Genomic DNA, 15,797 nt, shown 5'->3' on the forward strand with positions numbered 1-15,797 from the left:
GCGGCCGGACCCGGGAGCCGGCGAAGCCGACCTGGGCGCCGGGGAGGGCGAGGACGATGTCCGCGCCCGCGCCGAGGGTGGCCCAGCCGCCGCCGGTCGTCGGGTCCCGCAGGACCGCGATCTGGGGCAGACCGGCCTCGCGGGTGAGCGCGGACTGCCGGGCCACCCGCTGGAGCTGGGTGAGCGCGAGCATGCCCTCCTGCATCCGGCTGCCCCCGGTCGCGATCAACGGCACGACGGGCAGCCGGTGTGCGCGGGCATGGGTGTACGCCGCCTCCAGCCGGTCCCCGGTGCGCTCGCCCAGCGAGCCGCCCAGGAAGCCGAACTCGAAGGCGATCAGGACGGCGCGGGTGCCCCCGATGCGCGCGGTGCCGCAGACGACCGACTCCCGCTCGCCGGTGCGGGCGGCGGCACGGGCACGCGAGGCGTCGTAGCCCTGCCAGCCGAGGGGGCCGTCGTCCCGCTCCGACTCCCGTGCCGGAGCCGGAAGTTCGCGGAAGCTGTCCGCGTCCGCGACCCGCGCGAGCAGCTCCCGTGCCGAGAGCCGCTCAGGCATCCGCCAGCGCCCGCTTCATGATCTTCCCCATGTCGTTGCGGGGGAGCGCGTCCAGGTAGCGGACGACCCGGGGGCGCTTGTGCGGGGCCAGCCGCCGCGCCACGTGGTCCGCCAACTCCCCGGCCCCCGGCGGGGTGTCCGGGTCCGCCGGGACGATCCAGGCCACGATGCGCTCGCCCAGGTCGGCGTCCGGCTCCCCGGTGACCGCCGCCTCCCGCACCCCCGGGTGCTCGAGCAGCGCGTTCTCGATCTCACCGGCCCCGATCTTGTACCCGCCGCTCTTGATCAGGTCGGTGGCCTTGCGGCCGACGATGCGGACGTAGCCGTCGGGCTCGCGCACGGCCATGTCCCCGGTGCGGAACCAGCCGTCGGCGGTGAACGCGGCGGCGGTGGCGTCGGGCCGGTTGAGGTACTCGGTGAACAGGTTCGGGCCGCGCACCTGGATCTCCCCGACGCTCTCCCCGTCGTACGCGGTGATCTCCGTGCCGTCCTCCTCCACCAGCCGCAGCTCCACGCCCGGCAGCGGCACCCCCACCGTCCCGGCCCGGGCCTCCCCGTCGGCCCGCACGCTGGTGTTCATGAGGGTCTCGGTCATGCCGTACCGCTCGATGACCCGGCGTCCCGTCGCCGCCGCGATCCGCTCGTGGTCGTGGACCGGCAGCGCGGCCGAGCCCGAGACCAGCAGCCGGGCCCCGGCGAGCGCCCTCGCCAGCTCCGGGTCGCCGGGCAGCGCCTCCGCGATCCGGTGGTACATCGTCGGCACCCCGAACACCATGGTCGCGCCGGCGTTCAGTTCCCGGGCCACGCCCTCGGGGGAGAACCGCCCCAGGTGCCGCACCGCGCCGCCGCGCCGCAGCGGGCCCAGGACGCCGAGCACCAGCCCGTGCACGTGGAACAGCGGCAGCCCGTGCACCAGTACGTCGTCGCCGGTCCACCGCCAGGCGTCGGCGAGCGCGTCCAGGGTGGCGGCGAGGGCGCGGCGGGGGAGGACCGCGCCCTTGGGCGGGCCGGTGGTGCCGGAGGTGTAGACGATCAGCGCCGGGTCGCCGTCCGAGGCCCGCTCCTCGGGCACGGCACCGGTGGCGGACGCGTCCACGTCGATCCGCGTCAGGTCACCGAAGACCGGCGGCAGTTCCGCGCCGGGCGCGGCGAGCACGAGCGACGGCGCGCTGTCGGACAGGATGTGCGCCAGTTCCTTCTCGCCCGATTTCGGGTTGAGCGGCACCGCCGCCACCCCGGCGAGCAGCGCACCGGTCACCGCGACGGCGGTCTCCAGCTCCGGGGTGGCCCACACCGCGACCCGCCCGGAGCCCTCGATCCGCGCGGCGAGGGCACCCGCGGCGCCCGCCAGCCCGCCGTACGTCACGGTCCGTGGCCCGAACCGCAGGGCGACCCTCCCCCGGACGTCGTCCGGGGGGACCCCCGTCTCGCTGCGCTCGCCCGGACCGTCCGTCAGGGCGGGGAAGAGGGAGGACACGCGGCGCACTCCTTACTGTCGGGCGGTGCCGACTGCACTGTCGGCCGTGCCGACTGCCGGGGACGACAGCACCCTTCCTACACCAGGACCCGCGTCCCGACGACCGCGCTCAGATCGGCCGCGAGCCGCAGCTCGACCGCCCGCAGCGCGGGATGCTCCAGCCAGTGCAGCCGGGCCCGGTCGACCCGGCCCTCGTGCAGCGGCGGCCATCCTGCGGAGGGCGTGAAGTCGTCCACGACGACCGTCCCGCCGGGCGCCAGCAGCCGCTCCACGTCGGCGGGCGCGTCCCCGGGCGCCTTGCCCTGCCCGCCCCCGTCGAGGACGAGCAGGTCGAACGGGCCGTACTCCTCGATCCGCCGCCAGTCGCCGGTGAGCACGCTGACCTCGGGACGGCCGGCGAAGACCTCGGCGGCGCGCCGCGCCCGCTCCGGCTCCCGCTCGACGCTGACCAGCCGTACCCCGGGGGCGGCCCCCGACGCGAGCCAGGCCAGGCCGACGCCCAGCCCGGTACCGGTCTCGCCGATCCGGAGCGGGGCGCCGCCCGCCAGCGTGTGCAGCAGGCGTCCCTGTTCGGGCCGGCAGGAGAAGGGGAAGCCGTGCGCGCGGGCGGCGGCCAGGGCGTGCCGCACGAGCGGCGGCAGCCCGTCCGCACCGGTGTACGCGTCGGTGCCGTCCTGTGCCATACGACCGTTCTAGCCGACGGGGACGGACGGGCGGGCGGATCCCACCACATCCGCGACGACACAGCTGACGTTGTCCGGACCGCCCGCCGCGTTGGCCGCGCCGATCAGGGAGCCCACGACGGCCTCCGGGTCGGACCCGGCGGCCAGCAGCCGCTTGATCAGCGCGTCCGGGACGACCCGCGTCAGCCCGTCCGAGCACACCAGGTACCGGTCCCCGTCGCGGGCCTCCCGCACCCGCAGATCCGGCACCGGCGGCGCACCGAAGGTGCCCAGCGCCTTCAGCAGCAGCATCCGCTGCGGATGGGACTCGGCCTCCTCCTCCGACAGCCGTCCCTCGTCGATCAGCGACTGGACCACGCTGTGGTCGTGGGTGATGCGGAACAGCTCGCCGCCGCGCAGCAGATAGGCCCGCGAGTCCCCGATGTGCACGAGGGCCAGCTTCGACCCCGTCCACAGCAGCGCGGTCAGCGTGGTCCCGCTCTCCTCGCCGTCCTCCGCCCCGGCCCGCGCGAGGTCCCGTACGGCCTCGTTCGCCCCGCGCACCGCCTCCTCCAGCAGGTTCAGCACACTGCCCGCGGCCAGTTCCTCCTCCTCGTCCAGGAACCTCAGTGCCGCCACCGCGGCCTGGCCGGCGGGCGCCCCCGCCGGGCCGCAGCCGTCGGCGACGGCGAGCAGCCTGCGGCCCGCGTAGACCGTGTCCTGGTTGGCCGGGCGGACGTGCCCGCGGTCCGAACGGGCCGCGTATCGCAGTTCCAGCATGGTGGTGTGGTCCCTTCTCGACTCGCCGGTCAGCTGGTCGACGAGGAACGCGGCGAGATCCCGCCGTACCGCCGTCTCCGCCTCCACCCGCGCCCAGTAGGCCCGGATCTCCCGGGCCGCGCCCGCCGCGTCCAGGGCGCACACCGCCCGGATCTCCGCCAGGGGCATGCCCAGGCGGCGCAGCCAGGCCACGAGCCGGGCCCGTTCCAGCTGGGCGAGGGCGTAGTAGCGGTAACCGGTGTCCGGGTCGACCCGGGCGGGCCGCAGCAAGTCCAGCTCGTCGTACAGGCGCAGGGCCTTCGGCGACAGCCGGCTCGCCTTCGCGAACGCCCCGATGGTCAGCAGTTCCATGCGCACCTCGCGCGTCTCGTCGTCCGCCACCGATGCTGGGGCTTGACCGAAGGGGAAGGTCAACGGGCCTGTCCCGGTTCCCGTGGCGCTTGTTAGCCTCGCAGCCGCACCGACCGTCGAACCCGCGTACGACAGGGAGTCCACCGTGCCCCGCATAGCCCTCGCCACCTACGACCCCGGCGCGCAGCCGAGCAGGGACGCGGACCTGCCGGTCCTGGTGCGGGCGCTCGCGGACGCCGGTGCCGAGGCGGAGGCCCGGCACTGGGACGACCCGGCCGTGGACTGGGGCGGGTACGACCTCGTCGTCATCCGCTCGACCTGGGACTACAGCTGGCGGGCCGCGGAGTTCGCCGCCTGGGTGGACCGGGTCGGCGCCCTGACCCGGCTGGCCAACCCGGCCCCCGTGGTGCGCTGGAACGCCGACAAGCGCTACCTGGGTGAGCTGGCGGCGGCCGGCGTGCCCACCGTCCCCACCCGCTACCTGGCCCCCGGCGAGCCGGCCGGCCTGCCGGCCGGGCACGAGTTCGTGATCAAGCCGACCTCGGGCGCGGGCGCCCGCTTCGCCGCCCGCTACACGCCCGCCGAGCACGACACGGCGGTACGGCACCTCGCGCGGATGCACGCGGAGGGCTTCACGGCGATGGTGCAGCCGTACATGCCGGGCATCGACGTGCGCGGTGAGCGGGCGCTGCAGTTCTTCGGCGGGCGGCTGCTGCACGCCAGCCGCAAGGGCGCCGTGCTCTCCCCCGGGACCCCGTACGACGCCGACAAGGTGGCCCACCCCGACCTGGAGCGCTGGCAGCCCACGGACGCCGAACTCGCCGTCGCCGAGCAGGCGTTGGCTGCCGTGCCCGGAGCGCCCGGACTGCTGTACGCGCGCGTGGACCTGGTGGACGGCGAGGACGGTGAGCCCCGCCTGATGGAACTGGAGCTCGTGGAGCCGAACTTGTTCCTGTGGCTGCACCCGGACTCGGTGCCGCGCGTGACGGCGGCGATCCTCGCGGCGGGCGAGTCGGCCGGTCAGCCGGCCGGCCCGCTGTGCGAGCAGGGGGCGAACGGGTAGAAAAACGCCCCGGCAGAGCCGCCTGCCGTCGCTTCCGGTGCTCTCCGGCTCGCGCTCAGGCGAGGACGGCCGTGCGCTGGAGCAGCCCCCAGGTGAACTCCGCGACCACCTGCCGCCGTACGCCGTCACGGTCGGGGGCGGTGAGGGCCAGCCCCCACCGGGTGGGCGCGGTGCCCTCCAGCGGACGGGCCGGGGCGAAGGCGCGGGCGGCCTCGTCCACCGTGCAGGACCAGGGGCGCAGATCCTCCAGCGTGCGCAGCTGCGGCGCCGGCGCGCCCGGCGCCCGGACCAGCCACTCGTTCCAGACCCCGCCGTCGGGCCCGACGAGCACCTCGAAACGCAGGGCGGGCCAGAGCGGCAGGGCCCACCGCCGGGCCTCGCAGTCGACGTCGCCGAGCCGGCGGGGCACGACGGACTCCGGTGCGCCGAGGACGGCGCGGTAACGGGCGGCGGCCCCCCGCGAACGGGGCGAGCGGACCATGGCCTGCCACCGCTTGTTGGCCTCCCGCATGTCCGCGACCGAGGCGCCCAGCCGCCGCCGGGCGTCCTCGACGAGATCCGGGTTGTGGTCGGCCATGCGGCGCAGCAGGACCAGCTGGAAGTCGAGATCCATGGTGCCATGGTGCCCTCGACCACGGGTGCCCTCCCGACCCATTGCCCGGGCACCCCTGCGTGATTAGCCTGTGTTCGTCATGCCGATCGCCTGTTGATATCTCGAACGCCTGGTGCGTCTCGACCGCCGATATCGCCGACACAGGCGCCAACACCCAAGGGAGGGGGCCGGACGTGGGACGCCTCGTGCCTGCCGTGACCCGGGCTCTCGACATTCTTGAGCTGTTCCTCGACGGGGACGGGACGCTCTCCGCCCCCGACATCGTGCGCAAGCTCCAGCTGCCCCGCACCACGGTGCACGAGCTGGTCACCACGCTCGCCGCGCGGTCGTACATCGTGCCGGTGCCCGGGCAGCCCGGACGGTACCGGCTCGGCGTACGCCCGTACCAGCTCGGCAGCCGCTACGCCGAGCAGCTCGACCTCGCCGCCGAGGGCCAGCAGGTGGCCCGCTCCGTCGCCGAGACCTGCGACGAGACGGTGCACGTCGCCATCCTGGAGGGCACCGACGTCATCTACATCGCCAAGGTGGACTCCACGCACGCGGTGCGCATGGTCTCCGCCGCCGGCCGCCGGCTGCCCGCCCACTGCACCTCCGTCGGCAAGATGCTGCTGGCCTCGCTGCCCGAGCCCGAGCTGGCCGCGCGGATCCCCGACGGCACCGAACTGGCCGGGATGACCCCGAACAGCATCACCGACCCGGCCGTCCTGCGCGAGGTCCTCGCGGACATCCGGCAGCGCGGGATCGCCGTGGAGAACCGCGAGTCCAACCCGGACGTCTCCTGCGTGGCCGCGCCGGTCCGCGACCGCACCGGCCAGGTCGTCGCCGCGCTGTCCATCTCCGTCCCGATGATCCGCTGGAGCGACGAGCGCCGGGCCGAGCTGGAGCAGCTGGCCGCCAAGGGCGCGGCGGAACTGTCGGAGCGGCTCGGCCACCGGAGCGCGGCATGACGGCGTACGAGGTCGCGGTGCGGGCGGAGGCCACCCTCGGCGAGGGTCCCACCTGGGACCCGGCGACGGGCCGGCTGATCTGGCTGGACATCCTGGGCATGCGGCTGCACACCTACGACCCCTCCTCCGGCCGGCGCACGAGCCGTACGACGCCGCAGCACGTCGGCGCGGCCAAGCCCCGCGCGGGCGGCGGGCTGGTGCTCAACCTGCGGGACGGCGTGGGCCTGCTGGACCCCGACGACACGTTCCGCTGGCTGCACCACGAGCCGGTCGCGGGGCGCCGCGGGAACGACGCCGCGGTGGCGCCCGACGGGTCGCTGTGGGCGGGCACGATGCGGTACGACGAGGCGCCCGGCGGCGGCACGCTGTCCCGGCTGACGGGAGACGGCGCCGTGCGCACCGTCCTGCCGGACGTCACGATCAGCAACGGCACGGGATGGAGCCCCGACGGCCGCCTGATGTACTACGTCGACACCCCCACCCGGCGCGTCGACGTCTTCACCCACGACGAGGACGGCATCCGCGATCGCCGCCCGCTGGTGGAGATCGAGGAGGGCGCGGGCTTCCCGGACGGGCTGACCGTCGACGCGGAGGGCTGCGTGTGGGTGGCGCTGTGGGACGGGGGAGCGGTCCGCCGTTACACGCCTGCCGGCGAGCTGGACCGGGTGATCACCCTGCCGGCCCCCCGCACCACGGCCTGCGCGTTCGGCGGCGCCGCCCTGACCGACCTCTACATCACGACAGCCCGCACGGGCCTGCCGCCTTCCGACCCCCTGTCGGGCTCCCTGCTCGTGGTACCCGGCGCCGGAAAGGGCCTCCCCCAGCCGGCGTTCAAGGGCTGAGCCCCCCGCACAGCCACGGCACCCGACAACCGACGGACGCGCAGTTCCCCAGGGGCGCGGGGAACTGCGCGCCCAGCCACGACGGACCGGCGGCCGGCGTCGGACATGGGCCGCCCCACACCGCCCCCGCACAGGCCCGAGCCCGGCCGGAGGGAGGGGGCAAGATCAGCAACCCCCAGCCCCAACCCCCAGCCCCAACCCCCCCGCGCCCTACAACCCCGCAGCCCTCCGCTCCTCCCACGTCAACGGCGGAGCCGCGAGCGCCGGCTTCAGCGGCCCCGCCACCGCCGCCAGCACCACACTCGGCGCCAGCAGCGCCTGCGCCCCCCGCTCCAGCGCCGTCACGTCCGTCACCCGCCGGGCCACGCGCCCGTTGCCCGTGGCGGTCCGCAGCAGGCGGCCGACGTACGCGGCCAGCACCCGGTCCCGCAGCGTCGGCCCTTCCTCGGTCGCACCGGGGTAGAACACGTCCGCCCCGACGGCGAGATCCCAGGCCGCCCGGACCGTCCGCCCGACCGCCTTCTGCGCCTCCCGGGCCAGCCCCCGGCGCCCCAGCCCCCGCTGCCCCACCACGTCCCGCAGAGCCAGCGCGGACCGCGCGGCCACCGCCATGCCGTGCCCGTACACCGGGTTCAGCGCGCACACCGCGTCCCCGACGACCACGAAGTTCTCCGGCCACACCGGCATCCGCTCGAAGAACCGACGCCGGTTCGCCGTCGTACGCGTGACCGCGACCCCGCCGAGCGGCTCCGCGCCCCCGCCCAGCAGTTCCCCGATCAGCGGATGCCGCAGCCCCTCCCGGGCGTGGCGCTCGAAATCCCCGGGGGAGGAGGGCGGTGCGTCGCCGCGGCCCCCGAACAGCGTGACGATCCACCGGCCGTCCTCCACCGGCATCAGCACGCCCCCGCGCCCGGTCCCCGCTCCCCGCGGATCGGGCTCGATGTTGACGACCGGGAAGCCGGCCCGCGCCGCCTCCGGCGCCCGGTACAGCCGGCTGGCGTACACCAGCCCGGAGTCGACCTCCCGCCGTTCGACGGCGGGCAGCCCCAGCCCGGTCAGCCACCCCGCCGCCCGCGAGCCGCGCCCGGTCGCGTCGACGACCAGGTCGGCAGTGAGCGTCCGCTCGGCGCTGTCGTGGGCGCGGACGCGTACCCCCGTCACCGCGCCGCCCGTGCCGGTGAGCCCCGTCGCCTCGGCCCGCTCCACCAGTTCGACCCGCCCGTCGGCCAGCACCAGCCGCCGTACCACCCAGTCCAGCAGGTCCCGGCTCGCGGGCAGCATGAACGCGGACTCGGCCCAGCGCCGGTACCAGCCGTACGGGGACAGCGCCACCATGTCCGTGGTGATCGGCACCCGGCTCACCCCGGCCGCGCGCAACCGCCCGATCGCCCCGGGCAGCAGTTCCTCCAGCGCCCGCGCCCCGCCCGACCACAGCTGGTGCACATGCCGGGCCTGCGGCAGCCCCTTGCGCGGCGCGGGCCCGTCGGGCAGCGCGTCCCGCTCGACCACCGTGACCCGGGCGCCCCCGGCCGCCAGGGCGCGGGCCGCGAGCAGACCGGCGAGGGAGCCGCCGAGGACGACGGCGGTGGGTCTGTGCTCAGTCATGAACGGCAACGCTCTCTGCCGGGACGGCCGCACGCGCGCGCACCGCCGCGATGTCGTCGGGACGGCGCAGGGCCCGGGAGACGGCCCCGATCTCCTGGAGCAGGTTCGTGGTGTCCGGACCGTCGGCCGGCTCGGGCGGCTCCGGCGTACGGGCCCTGGTCTCGATCGCGTCGAGGATGCTCACCGCCGCCGCCAGCGCGCGGGCCCGCTCGGGCGGGTGGCCGAGACCGAGCGCGGCGTCGTACGCGCGCCGGCCGAGACAGGTGTCGATGTGCCGGGCCAGCGGCAGCAGCACGTCCCGGATGAACGTCTCGCGCCGGGTGAGCCGGAGTTCGGGGGTGGCGCGCAGCACGAACGGCACGCCCTCGCCGCTCGCGGTGCGCATCAGCTGGTACAGGGGCCGCAGTTCGCGGTGGGCGAGCCGGACCCGCCAGCGGTCGTGCAGGTACTGGCCGGCGTGCGGCAGGATGAAGCCGACGGCGATGAGGATGGCGGAGAGCGCGGCCACGGGCGGGGCCAGATTGGTGCTCAGCCAGTCCAGGTCCTGTCCGAACCAGCGGGCGACGACGGCGATCAGCTTCACCGCGTCGAAGATCAGGTTCAGCACGTAGCCGGCGCCCAGCAGTTTCAGGCCCCAGCGCAGCCAGGCGTCCAGGCCCTCCGTGCGCACCCAGTTCCAGATGAGCCGGGACGTGATGAGGCAGGCCACGGCGTGCGCGACGAGGTAGAGCAGGATCTCCTCGCGCATGAACGGGGTGGTGGCGTAGTGGGTGTCCAGGTCGCGCAGCCGCTCCTCGGGGGCGTCGGCGAGCAGGAACAGCACCCACAGGGCGACGATCACCCCCGAGTACACCGAGATCACCCAGCGCATCGCGCGGCGGGTGGCGGCCGAGCGGTCGGACAGGCCGTTGCGCCAGGTGATGATGAGCAGCAGGCAGGAGCCGCAGAACGCGGTGATCAGCGAATAGCACCAGGGCGCCGAGATGTTGGGCACGCCGGTCAGCCGGTTGACCCAGGCGATGGTGGACGGCGTGCAGAACACGAACACCGCGCAGGCGAGCAGCAGCAGTCCGCCGACCGCGCGCAGCAGCGGGTCCCGCCACAGCCGGATGATGGTGGGCAGCTTGATGACCAGGGCGGCGGTGAGCACGGCCGTGGGGATCCAGAAGGAGATGTACAGCTCGCTGAGGAATGCCGAGGGGTTCAGCGCCAGCGGGGTCACCGGGCCGTTCCTCCCCGTCCTCGGTATCCGAGCGAACGCTGCACCGGATCCAGCTCGGTGCCGCCGGTCCCGCTGAGGTGGCCCCGGAACAGGGTGGCCAGGCGGTGCCCGAAGTCGTCCGCCTCGGCCTCGTCGGTCTCCCGGGAGCCGTCGCGGGCGGCCACGGTGAGGGCCGCCTCCCGCAAGCCGGGTGTGTCGGTGAGGGCCCGGGCGGCGGCGGCCCCGGCGAGGTGGTGGTGCCGGTGCCCGGCGTGCAGATGCCACAGCTCGTGCCCGAGGATGACCAGCTGCTGCACGGCCTCGGCCCGCTCCTCCACGATGACCAGGTCGAAGTCGGCGAACTCGACCCACAGGCCGGTGACTTCTATCTCGTCCGGAAACCGTTCGAAGCGCAGTTCCACCGGCCGTCCGCCGCGCAGCGCGCTCATCTCCTCGCACAGCGCCCGGCACAAGGCCCGTATGCCGTCGGGCGGTTCGGGCCGGGCGCGGACGGCGGCGGCGAGGTCGCCGGCCAGGGCGCGCATGGCCGAGCCGGAGCCGGAGCGCCGCAGGCGGGCCGGACCGGAGCGGGAGCGTCGCAGTCGTGAGGCCAGGCGTGCCGCCTGCTCCCGCGCGCCCCCGAAGCTCATCTGTCTCCCTTCCCACCGACGGTTGCGGCTGGTCCGAGCGTACGCGCTGGATGTGTCCGCGTCATGCGATCCGGCGACCGTCGTTCAACGAGGAACCATCTGTGAGCTTGTGTGCGACCCATTGCCGCGGAACGCTTCGAAGGGCCGGCCAGTAGCAGGAGGCCGTGCCCTTGACGCTGCCGCCACTTTCAAGTGACCCGGAGGAGTTCCATGAAGTGATCAGACCGGCTTGACCGGCACGCCGCCCGTCGCCCTGCCGAGCAGCGTCAGCCGCACCGACCCGGGGCCCGACAGCGTGGTGAACTCCGAGAGGACCGCCAGCGCGAGGGTGTTGGTGCCCCGGGTGCGCAGGATGCCGTTCGGCAGGACGAAGGTGTGCTGCGGGCCGACGTTGTTGATGTACTGGCCCAGGTTCCAGCCGTTGAGGAAGATCTGGGCGCGGTAGGCGCGGTACGGGTCGTCGTCCAGGGTGAGGCCGACCGACGCGTCGACGTCGGCCGGCACCGACAGCCGGAACGTGGTCCGGTACCAGGTCACCCCCTGGTACCGCGCCGCACGCGGGAACGTCACCTTCTCCCAGTCCCGGTCCCGGAAGCCGGGCAGGTGCCAGCCCTCCCGCTCGCCGTACAGGCCGCCGTTGTTCATCGGCCCGCGCACCGGATCGGGCGCGCCCGCGCCCTGGATGCGCCACCGCACCTTCGGCGACGCCCCCTTGAACGTGACCGCCGTCAGGCCCCGCGCCGCCTTGTGGGTGTCGAGCGCCTTGCCGTCCTGGTCGTGCTGCATGCGCCGGACGAGGACCGACAGCACGTGCCGGCCGGGGGAGCGCAGCCGCTCGCGCACCGGGAAGACGGCCGTCTCCGCCCAGCTGCCCTTGCGGATGGTCACGTTCTTGTCCGGCACCGGCATCCGGTGCGTGCCCAGCGGCTCGCCGTCCAGCCAGGCCATCAGCAGGCCCTGGGTGCCGGTGCTGTACGCGAGCGAGACCTCCTCCACACCGGTGGTGTCGGTGACGGTGCCCCGGTACCAGACGTCCCCGTAGTGGAAGCCGTAGTCGTCGGCGAAGAGGACCGGCTGTCCGTCCGGGACGGCCGTGGTGCTGTACGAGGAGGTCTTGTCGGCCGCCTTCCACGACGAGTCGTCGAAGCTCGGGCCCGCCTCCGGGTTCTCCGTCCGCATCCGCCAGCCGCCCAGCTCCGGCAGCCGTACCACCGGCGTGTCCGGCAGCATCCCGGTGGTCAGCAGGCTGCCGGAGAGCGTGACCCGGGTGGGCAGCCGCTGCCCGTTCCAGACCACGGTGTCGATCCCGCGCGGACCCCACACCTCCATGCCCGTCCGCTCGGTGACGTCACCGGTCAGGTGGACCTCGGAGCCGCGCAGCTCCGCGTGCCGCAGCAGCGCCGGGCCGTAGACGAGGAGGGTCCCGGACGGGGTGTCGTACGGGAAGAGGCGTACGGCGGTGGCGTCGTCGGCGAAGAGCAGCAGCAGCGGGGTGTCCGTCTCGCCCTTCTGCACCAGCACCCGGGTCAGCCCGCCCTGGCCGAGGGGCGCGTTCACATGGAGTTCGTTCCGGTCGTAGGCCCAGCCGGCCTCCGGGTCCAGCCGCTGCACGGAGGGCTCTTGCGGGCACTTCAGCACCAGCTGGGCCATCTCTCCGCGCCGCCCGGCGAACACGGCGATGTCCTGCCGGCCCGCCGTCAGGACGGTCATGGGGGTGGCGGTGGCGTACTTCAGGGTCCGCTTGCCGAGCGGCAGCCCGGTGGCGAGCAGCTTGGCGTCCTTGCCGGGCACGGTGACCGGCAGCTCGCCGGCGTCGGTCGGCAGGTCGGTGGTGACCGGGTCGGTGCCGTCGTTGCGGACGACGTACACGTGGGTGCCGGTGTCCGGGTTGGTCAGGTGGTAGACCTTCAGCCCGTCGGCAGTCACGTCCGCCGCCCGGTCCAGCTTGGCGAAGTCGGGAACGCGCTGGAGCAGATGGCCGAGCTGGTGCATCGGCGCGATCTTGTCGGTGACGTTGCGGCCCTCGTCGATGGCGGCGCCGTAGTCGTACGACGTGTAGACGACCGGCGCGGGCAGCCAGCCCCACGACGTCCCACCGAACGTCATGTACACGTTGTGCAGGGTGATTCCGTTGGCGAGGTTGGTCAGATAGAAGCGCCGCTCGTACGCGGCGTCCCGGGTGCGCCGCGACTCGGCGTAGCCCTTGCCGTCGAACCAGGCCCCGCCCCACGGGTCGAACCAGCCGCCCCCGAACTCGGGAACGAACCCGGGCGTGGTGGGGGAGGCGGTGGCCCCGCCCTTCGCCCCGCCGGGCCCGTAGTGCCCCCAGTCCGGCGGGGTCTGGGACGGCGACGGATACCCGTCGAACCCGTACAGCCAGCCGCCCCTCTCCCCACCGGTGTCGAACGACCCCGGCACCCAGTACCCGTTCCGCCCCTTGTCGTTGTGGAACAACGGGACGTCGATCCCGTCGCCCCGCACCTTGCGGTACAGATGGGACATGTAGTTCCGCCCGGTGGCCTCGTCCACATGGGCGTCGTACTCGTTCTCGATCTGGTACAGCAGGATCGTGCCGGTGCCCTGGGTGAACAGATGCCGGCGGGCGATCCGGTTCACCCGGGTCAGCCACTCGTCCACGTGCGCCAGATAGGCCGGGTCGTCGGTCCGGGCCCTGCCCCTGGTCGCGGTCAGCCACCCGGGGAAGCCGCCGCCGTCCACCTCGGCGTTGATGTACGGCCCGGGCCGCAGGATGACGTACAGCCCGGTCTCGGCGGCCGTCCGCAGGAACAGGTCGAGGTCCCGGACGCCGCTGAAGTCGTACTCGCCGGGCGCGGGGGAGTGGTAGTTCCACGCCACGTAGACGCTCACCGCGTTGTACCCGTGCGCCCGCATCTTCTGCAGCACGTCCCGCCACAGGGACGGGCTCGGCAGCCGGAACGGATGCATCTCGCCGGACCACACCACCAGCCGCCGCCCGTCCACGAGCAGCGAGTACCGGTCGTACCCGATGGTGTGCCGCTCGCCGTCGGCGCTCGGAGGCAGCGGTGCCGGGCCGGTCGGCGCACTGCTCCCGGCGTACGCGGAGGGTGCCCCGGGGCCACCGCTGCCGCCCAGGGCGAGACCGAGCGCGGCGGAGCCGGCCAGGGCACTGAAGGTACGTCTGCTGAGCGCCAAGGTGGATCCTCCCGGGCGATCTTACGGGGGCGCGGTGCGGCCATTCTCCCCACGGACGCGCCCCACAATGGACCCATGAGGATCTCGGCACGCGCGGATTACGCGGTACGGGCGGTACTGGAGCTGGCCGTACGGCAGGGTAACGGCCCGGTGAAGGCAGAGGAAATCGCCGCCGCGCAGGAGATCCCGCACAAGTTTCTGGAAGGCATCCTCGGCGACCTGCGGCGGGCCGGGATCGTCGACAGCCGGCGCGGCGGGGGCGGCGGCTACCGGCTGGCCCGGGACGCGGCCTCGATCACCGTGGCCGACGTCATCCGGGCGGTCGACGGCCCGATCGTGTCGGTACGCGGCGAACGCCCGACCGGCCTCTCCTACACCGGCTCCGCGCAGCCCCTGCTGCCTCTGTGGATCGCCCTGCGCGCCAACGTCCGCCGGATCCTGGAGGGCGTCACCCTCGCCGACCTCGCGGCCGACGCCCTGCCCGAGCCGGTCCGCGCCCTGGCGGCGGAACCGGCGGCCTGGGAGAACCCGTGAAGCGGAACGCCGTCCACGCCGTCCCCCGGCCGGCGCACCGGCGGGTTTCCCCTGCGGGCGTCCGTCGTTAGGGCGGGCATGATCAAGAAACTCGCCTGTGTCACCGCCCTGACGGCCGCCCTCCTGGCAGCCGCCCCCACCGCCGGGGCCGCCATCCGTCCCGCCCCGCCGACCGCTGTTCCCGGAGGCTCCCTCCTCGACGGCGTCCTCGGCTCCCTGGAGATCGGCCACCCGGTCACCTCCCTGAGGACGCTTCTGCCCACGGGCGTCCGGGGCGAGTGAACGGCCGACCGCCGTGTGAGCGCCCGGCCCCCCGGGCGCTCACGTGAAAACCCCGATGTGAATGGCCGGAGTTCACTCTCCCGGCGCCGGGCGGGGCTCCCTACGCTACCCACGCCTCCACGCTCCGTTCACAACGGACGCACAGCTTCTTCAAACCTGAACGGCTCGAACAGCTCGAACGGCTCGAACGTCCCGGACGGATGCGGCGGGAGGCGCACCCCCCACTCGACAACCGGGAGAAACCATGGCTGGTGGAGTCCTCCTGAGCGGCGCCGTGGCCGCTCTGCTCACCACCGCACTGCCCGCCCAGAGCCCCTCCTCCGTCTTCGACGACCCGCCCCCGGACAAGATCGTCATCGATGTGGCGACGGTCAACGGCTCCGGCTGCCCCGCCGGTACGGCCGCCGTGGCGGTCTCGCCGGACAACACGGCCTTCACCGTGACCTACAGCGCCTACCTGGCCCAGGCCGGCGGCAACTCCGACCCCACGGCCTTCCGCAAGAACTGCCAGCTCAACCTGGTGGTCCACGTCCCCCAGGGCTTCACCTACGCGATAGCCAGCGCCGACTACCGGGGCTTCGCCTCGCTCCAGCGGGGCGCCACGGGCACGCAGAAGGCGTCGTACTACTTCCAGGGCTCCTCGAACACCGTGCCCCGGACCCACCCGTTCAACGGCCCCTACAACGACGACTGGCAGGCCACCGACTCCACCGACTGGGCCCAACTGGTCTGGGCACCCTGCGGTGTGCTGCGCAACTTCAACATCAACACCGAACTGCGCGTCAACGCCGGCACCGCGACCCCCGACAAGGTCAGCTTCATGACGATGGACTCGACTGACGGGGACATCAGCACGGTGTACCACTTGGCCTGGAAGGACTGCCCGACCTCCTGAACCGGCGCCGGCGTCACACGGCTGCCTGGCCCGTCCCCGCCGCGTTCGGCCAGCTCTGCGCGTTGGGCCAGCCCGTCGCGGGGGCCGGGGTCAGGCCGGCGGCGGGGGCCGGGGCCGTCATTCCGCGGACCTGGGCCGCGGTGAGCCCGCCCCGGGCCGGAACGC

The 15,797-nt window shown here is 74.1% G+C and carries 15 protein-coding genes; 6 read left to right on the forward strand and 9 right to left on the reverse strand.

What is annotated here, in order from left to right; genetic code table 11:
- The 4 genes from ABZV94_RS34675 to ABZV94_RS34690 all read right to left on the reverse strand — a co-directional run.
- On the reverse strand, positions 1–556 hold a 556-nt coding region (locus tag ABZV94_RS34675; RefSeq protein ID WP_356347660.1), incomplete at its 3' end, for a carboxyl transferase domain-containing protein.
- Complete coding sequence (locus ABZV94_RS34680) at positions 549–2,033, reverse strand: acyl-CoA synthetase (RefSeq protein WP_356347663.1); 1,485 nt, start codon at positions 2,031–2,033, stop codon at positions 549–551. The genes ABZV94_RS34675 and ABZV94_RS34680, both read right to left, overlap by 8 nt.
- Positions 2,034–2,110: 77 nt before the next feature.
- Positions 2,111–2,716: a class I SAM-dependent methyltransferase gene (locus ABZV94_RS34685; protein WP_356347665.1), complete on the reverse strand. Its 606-nt coding sequence runs from the start codon at positions 2,714–2,716 to the stop codon at positions 2,111–2,113.
- A gap of 9 nt (positions 2,717–2,725) precedes the next feature.
- Positions 2,726–3,826 (reverse strand): MerR family transcriptional regulator, encoded by a 1,101-nt coding sequence (locus ABZV94_RS34690; RefSeq protein WP_356347691.1) that lies wholly within the window; start codon positions 3,824–3,826, stop codon positions 2,726–2,728.
- A gap of 145 nt (positions 3,827–3,971) precedes the next feature.
- Between ABZV94_RS34690 and ABZV94_RS34695 the strand changes: the two genes are divergently transcribed.
- A complete protein-coding gene (locus ABZV94_RS34695) occupies positions 3,972–4,889 on the forward strand; it encodes a hypothetical protein (RefSeq protein ID WP_356347668.1) in 918 nt (305 codons plus the stop codon).
- Positions 4,890–4,944: 55 nt separating this feature from the next.
- Here the strand turns inward: ABZV94_RS34695 and ABZV94_RS34700 are convergent, their stop codons facing one another.
- The gene (locus tag ABZV94_RS34700; RefSeq protein ID WP_356347670.1) at positions 4,945–5,502 is read right to left on the reverse strand and encodes a hypothetical protein; all 558 of its coding nucleotides are present in this window, start codon (positions 5,500–5,502) and stop codon (positions 4,945–4,947) included.
- Between the two features lie 173 nt (positions 5,503–5,675).
- Between ABZV94_RS34700 and ABZV94_RS34705 the strand changes: the two genes are divergently transcribed.
- On the forward strand, positions 5,676–6,449 hold the full coding sequence (locus ABZV94_RS34705) for an IclR family transcriptional regulator (protein ID WP_356347672.1): 774 nt from the start codon (positions 5,676–5,678) through the stop codon (positions 6,447–6,449).
- Positions 6,446–7,291, forward strand: coding sequence for an SMP-30/gluconolactonase/LRE family protein (locus ABZV94_RS34710; RefSeq protein ID WP_356347674.1), 846 nt, complete (start codon positions 6,446–6,448; stop codon positions 7,289–7,291). The genes ABZV94_RS34705 and ABZV94_RS34710 overlap by 4 nt, the downstream gene beginning before the upstream one ends.
- Before the next feature lie 210 nt (positions 7,292–7,501).
- Here the strand turns inward: ABZV94_RS34710 and ABZV94_RS34715 are convergent, their stop codons facing one another.
- From ABZV94_RS34715 to ABZV94_RS34730, 4 genes are all read right to left on the reverse strand, one after another.
- Positions 7,502–8,896: an FAD-dependent oxidoreductase gene (locus ABZV94_RS34715; RefSeq protein ID WP_356347676.1), complete on the reverse strand. Its 1,395-nt coding sequence runs from the start codon at positions 8,894–8,896 to the stop codon at positions 7,502–7,504.
- Positions 8,889–10,118: an MAB_1171c family putative transporter gene (locus tag ABZV94_RS34720; RefSeq protein ID WP_356347677.1), complete on the reverse strand. Its 1,230-nt coding sequence runs from the start codon at positions 10,116–10,118 to the stop codon at positions 8,889–8,891. Before ABZV94_RS34720 ends, ABZV94_RS34715 begins: the two co-directional genes overlap by 8 nt.
- On the reverse strand, positions 10,115–10,747 hold the full coding sequence (locus ABZV94_RS34725) for a toxin-antitoxin system, toxin component family protein (protein ID WP_356347679.1): 633 nt from the start codon (positions 10,745–10,747) through the stop codon (positions 10,115–10,117). The genes ABZV94_RS34720 and ABZV94_RS34725 overlap by 4 nt, the downstream gene beginning before the upstream one ends.
- Before the next feature lie 219 nt (positions 10,748–10,966).
- A complete protein-coding gene (locus tag ABZV94_RS34730; RefSeq protein ID WP_356347682.1) occupies positions 10,967–13,921 on the reverse strand; it encodes a beta-galactosidase in 2,955 nt (984 codons plus the stop codon).
- A 75-nt stretch (positions 13,922–13,996) separates the two neighbouring features.
- On the opposite strand from ABZV94_RS34730, the gene ABZV94_RS34735 reads away from it, so the two are divergent.
- The 3 genes from ABZV94_RS34735 to ABZV94_RS34745 all read left to right on the forward strand — a co-directional run bounded on the left by ABZV94_RS34735 (position 13,997) and on the right by ABZV94_RS34745 (position 15,632).
- Positions 13,997–14,455 carry an Rrf2 family transcriptional regulator gene (locus ABZV94_RS34735; RefSeq protein ID WP_356347684.1) on the forward strand — a complete coding sequence of 153 codons (459 nt, stop codon included), beginning with the start codon at positions 13,997–13,999 and terminating at the stop codon, positions 14,453–14,455.
- A 78-nt stretch (positions 14,456–14,533) separates the two neighbouring features.
- Positions 14,534–14,737 (forward strand): hypothetical protein, encoded by a 204-nt coding sequence (locus tag ABZV94_RS34740; RefSeq protein ID WP_356347687.1) that lies wholly within the window; start codon positions 14,534–14,536, stop codon positions 14,735–14,737.
- 244 nt (positions 14,738–14,981) lie between these two features.
- Positions 14,982–15,632: a DUF4360 domain-containing protein gene (locus tag ABZV94_RS34745; protein WP_356347689.1), complete on the forward strand. Its 651-nt coding sequence runs from the start codon at positions 14,982–14,984 to the stop codon at positions 15,630–15,632.
- Positions 15,633–15,797 lie beyond the last annotated feature (165 nt).

The organism is Streptomyces sp. NPDC004658 (genome assembly GCF_040609555.1).
Classification (GTDB): Bacteria; Actinomycetota; Actinomycetes; order Streptomycetales; family Streptomycetaceae; genus Streptomyces.

Excerpts from the sequence above, each read along its gene's own strand:
- ABZV94_RS34710 (WP_356347674.1), top strand. The coding sequence starts at position 6,446 with ATGACGGCGTACGAGGTCGCGGTGCGGGCGGAGGCCACCCTCGGCGAG.
- ABZV94_RS34745 (WP_356347689.1), top strand. The coding sequence starts at position 14,982 with ATGGCTGGTGGAGTCCTCCTGAGCGGCGCCGTGGCCGCTCTGCTCACC.
- ABZV94_RS34735 (WP_356347684.1), top strand. The coding sequence starts at position 13,997 with ATGAGGATCTCGGCACGCGCGGATTACGCGGTACGGGCGGTACTGGAG.
- ABZV94_RS34725 (WP_356347679.1), bottom strand. The coding sequence starts at position 10,747 with ATGAGCTTCGGGGGCGCGCGGGAGCAGGCGGCACGCCTGGCCTCACGA.
- ABZV94_RS34715 (WP_356347676.1), bottom strand. The coding sequence starts at position 8,896 with ATGACTGAGCACAGACCCACCGCCGTCGTCCTCGGCGGCTCCCTCGCC.
- ABZV94_RS34740 (WP_356347687.1), top strand. The coding sequence starts at position 14,534 with ATGATCAAGAAACTCGCCTGTGTCACCGCCCTGACGGCCGCCCTCCTG.
- ABZV94_RS34700 (WP_356347670.1), bottom strand. The coding sequence starts at position 5,502 with ATGGATCTCGACTTCCAGCTGGTCCTGCTGCGCCGCATGGCCGACCAC.
- ABZV94_RS34685 (WP_356347665.1), bottom strand. The coding sequence starts at position 2,716 with ATGGCACAGGACGGCACCGACGCGTACACCGGTGCGGACGGGCTGCCG.
- ABZV94_RS34690 (WP_356347691.1), bottom strand. The coding sequence starts at position 3,826 with ATGGAACTGCTGACCATCGGGGCGTTCGCGAAGGCGAGCCGGCTGTCG.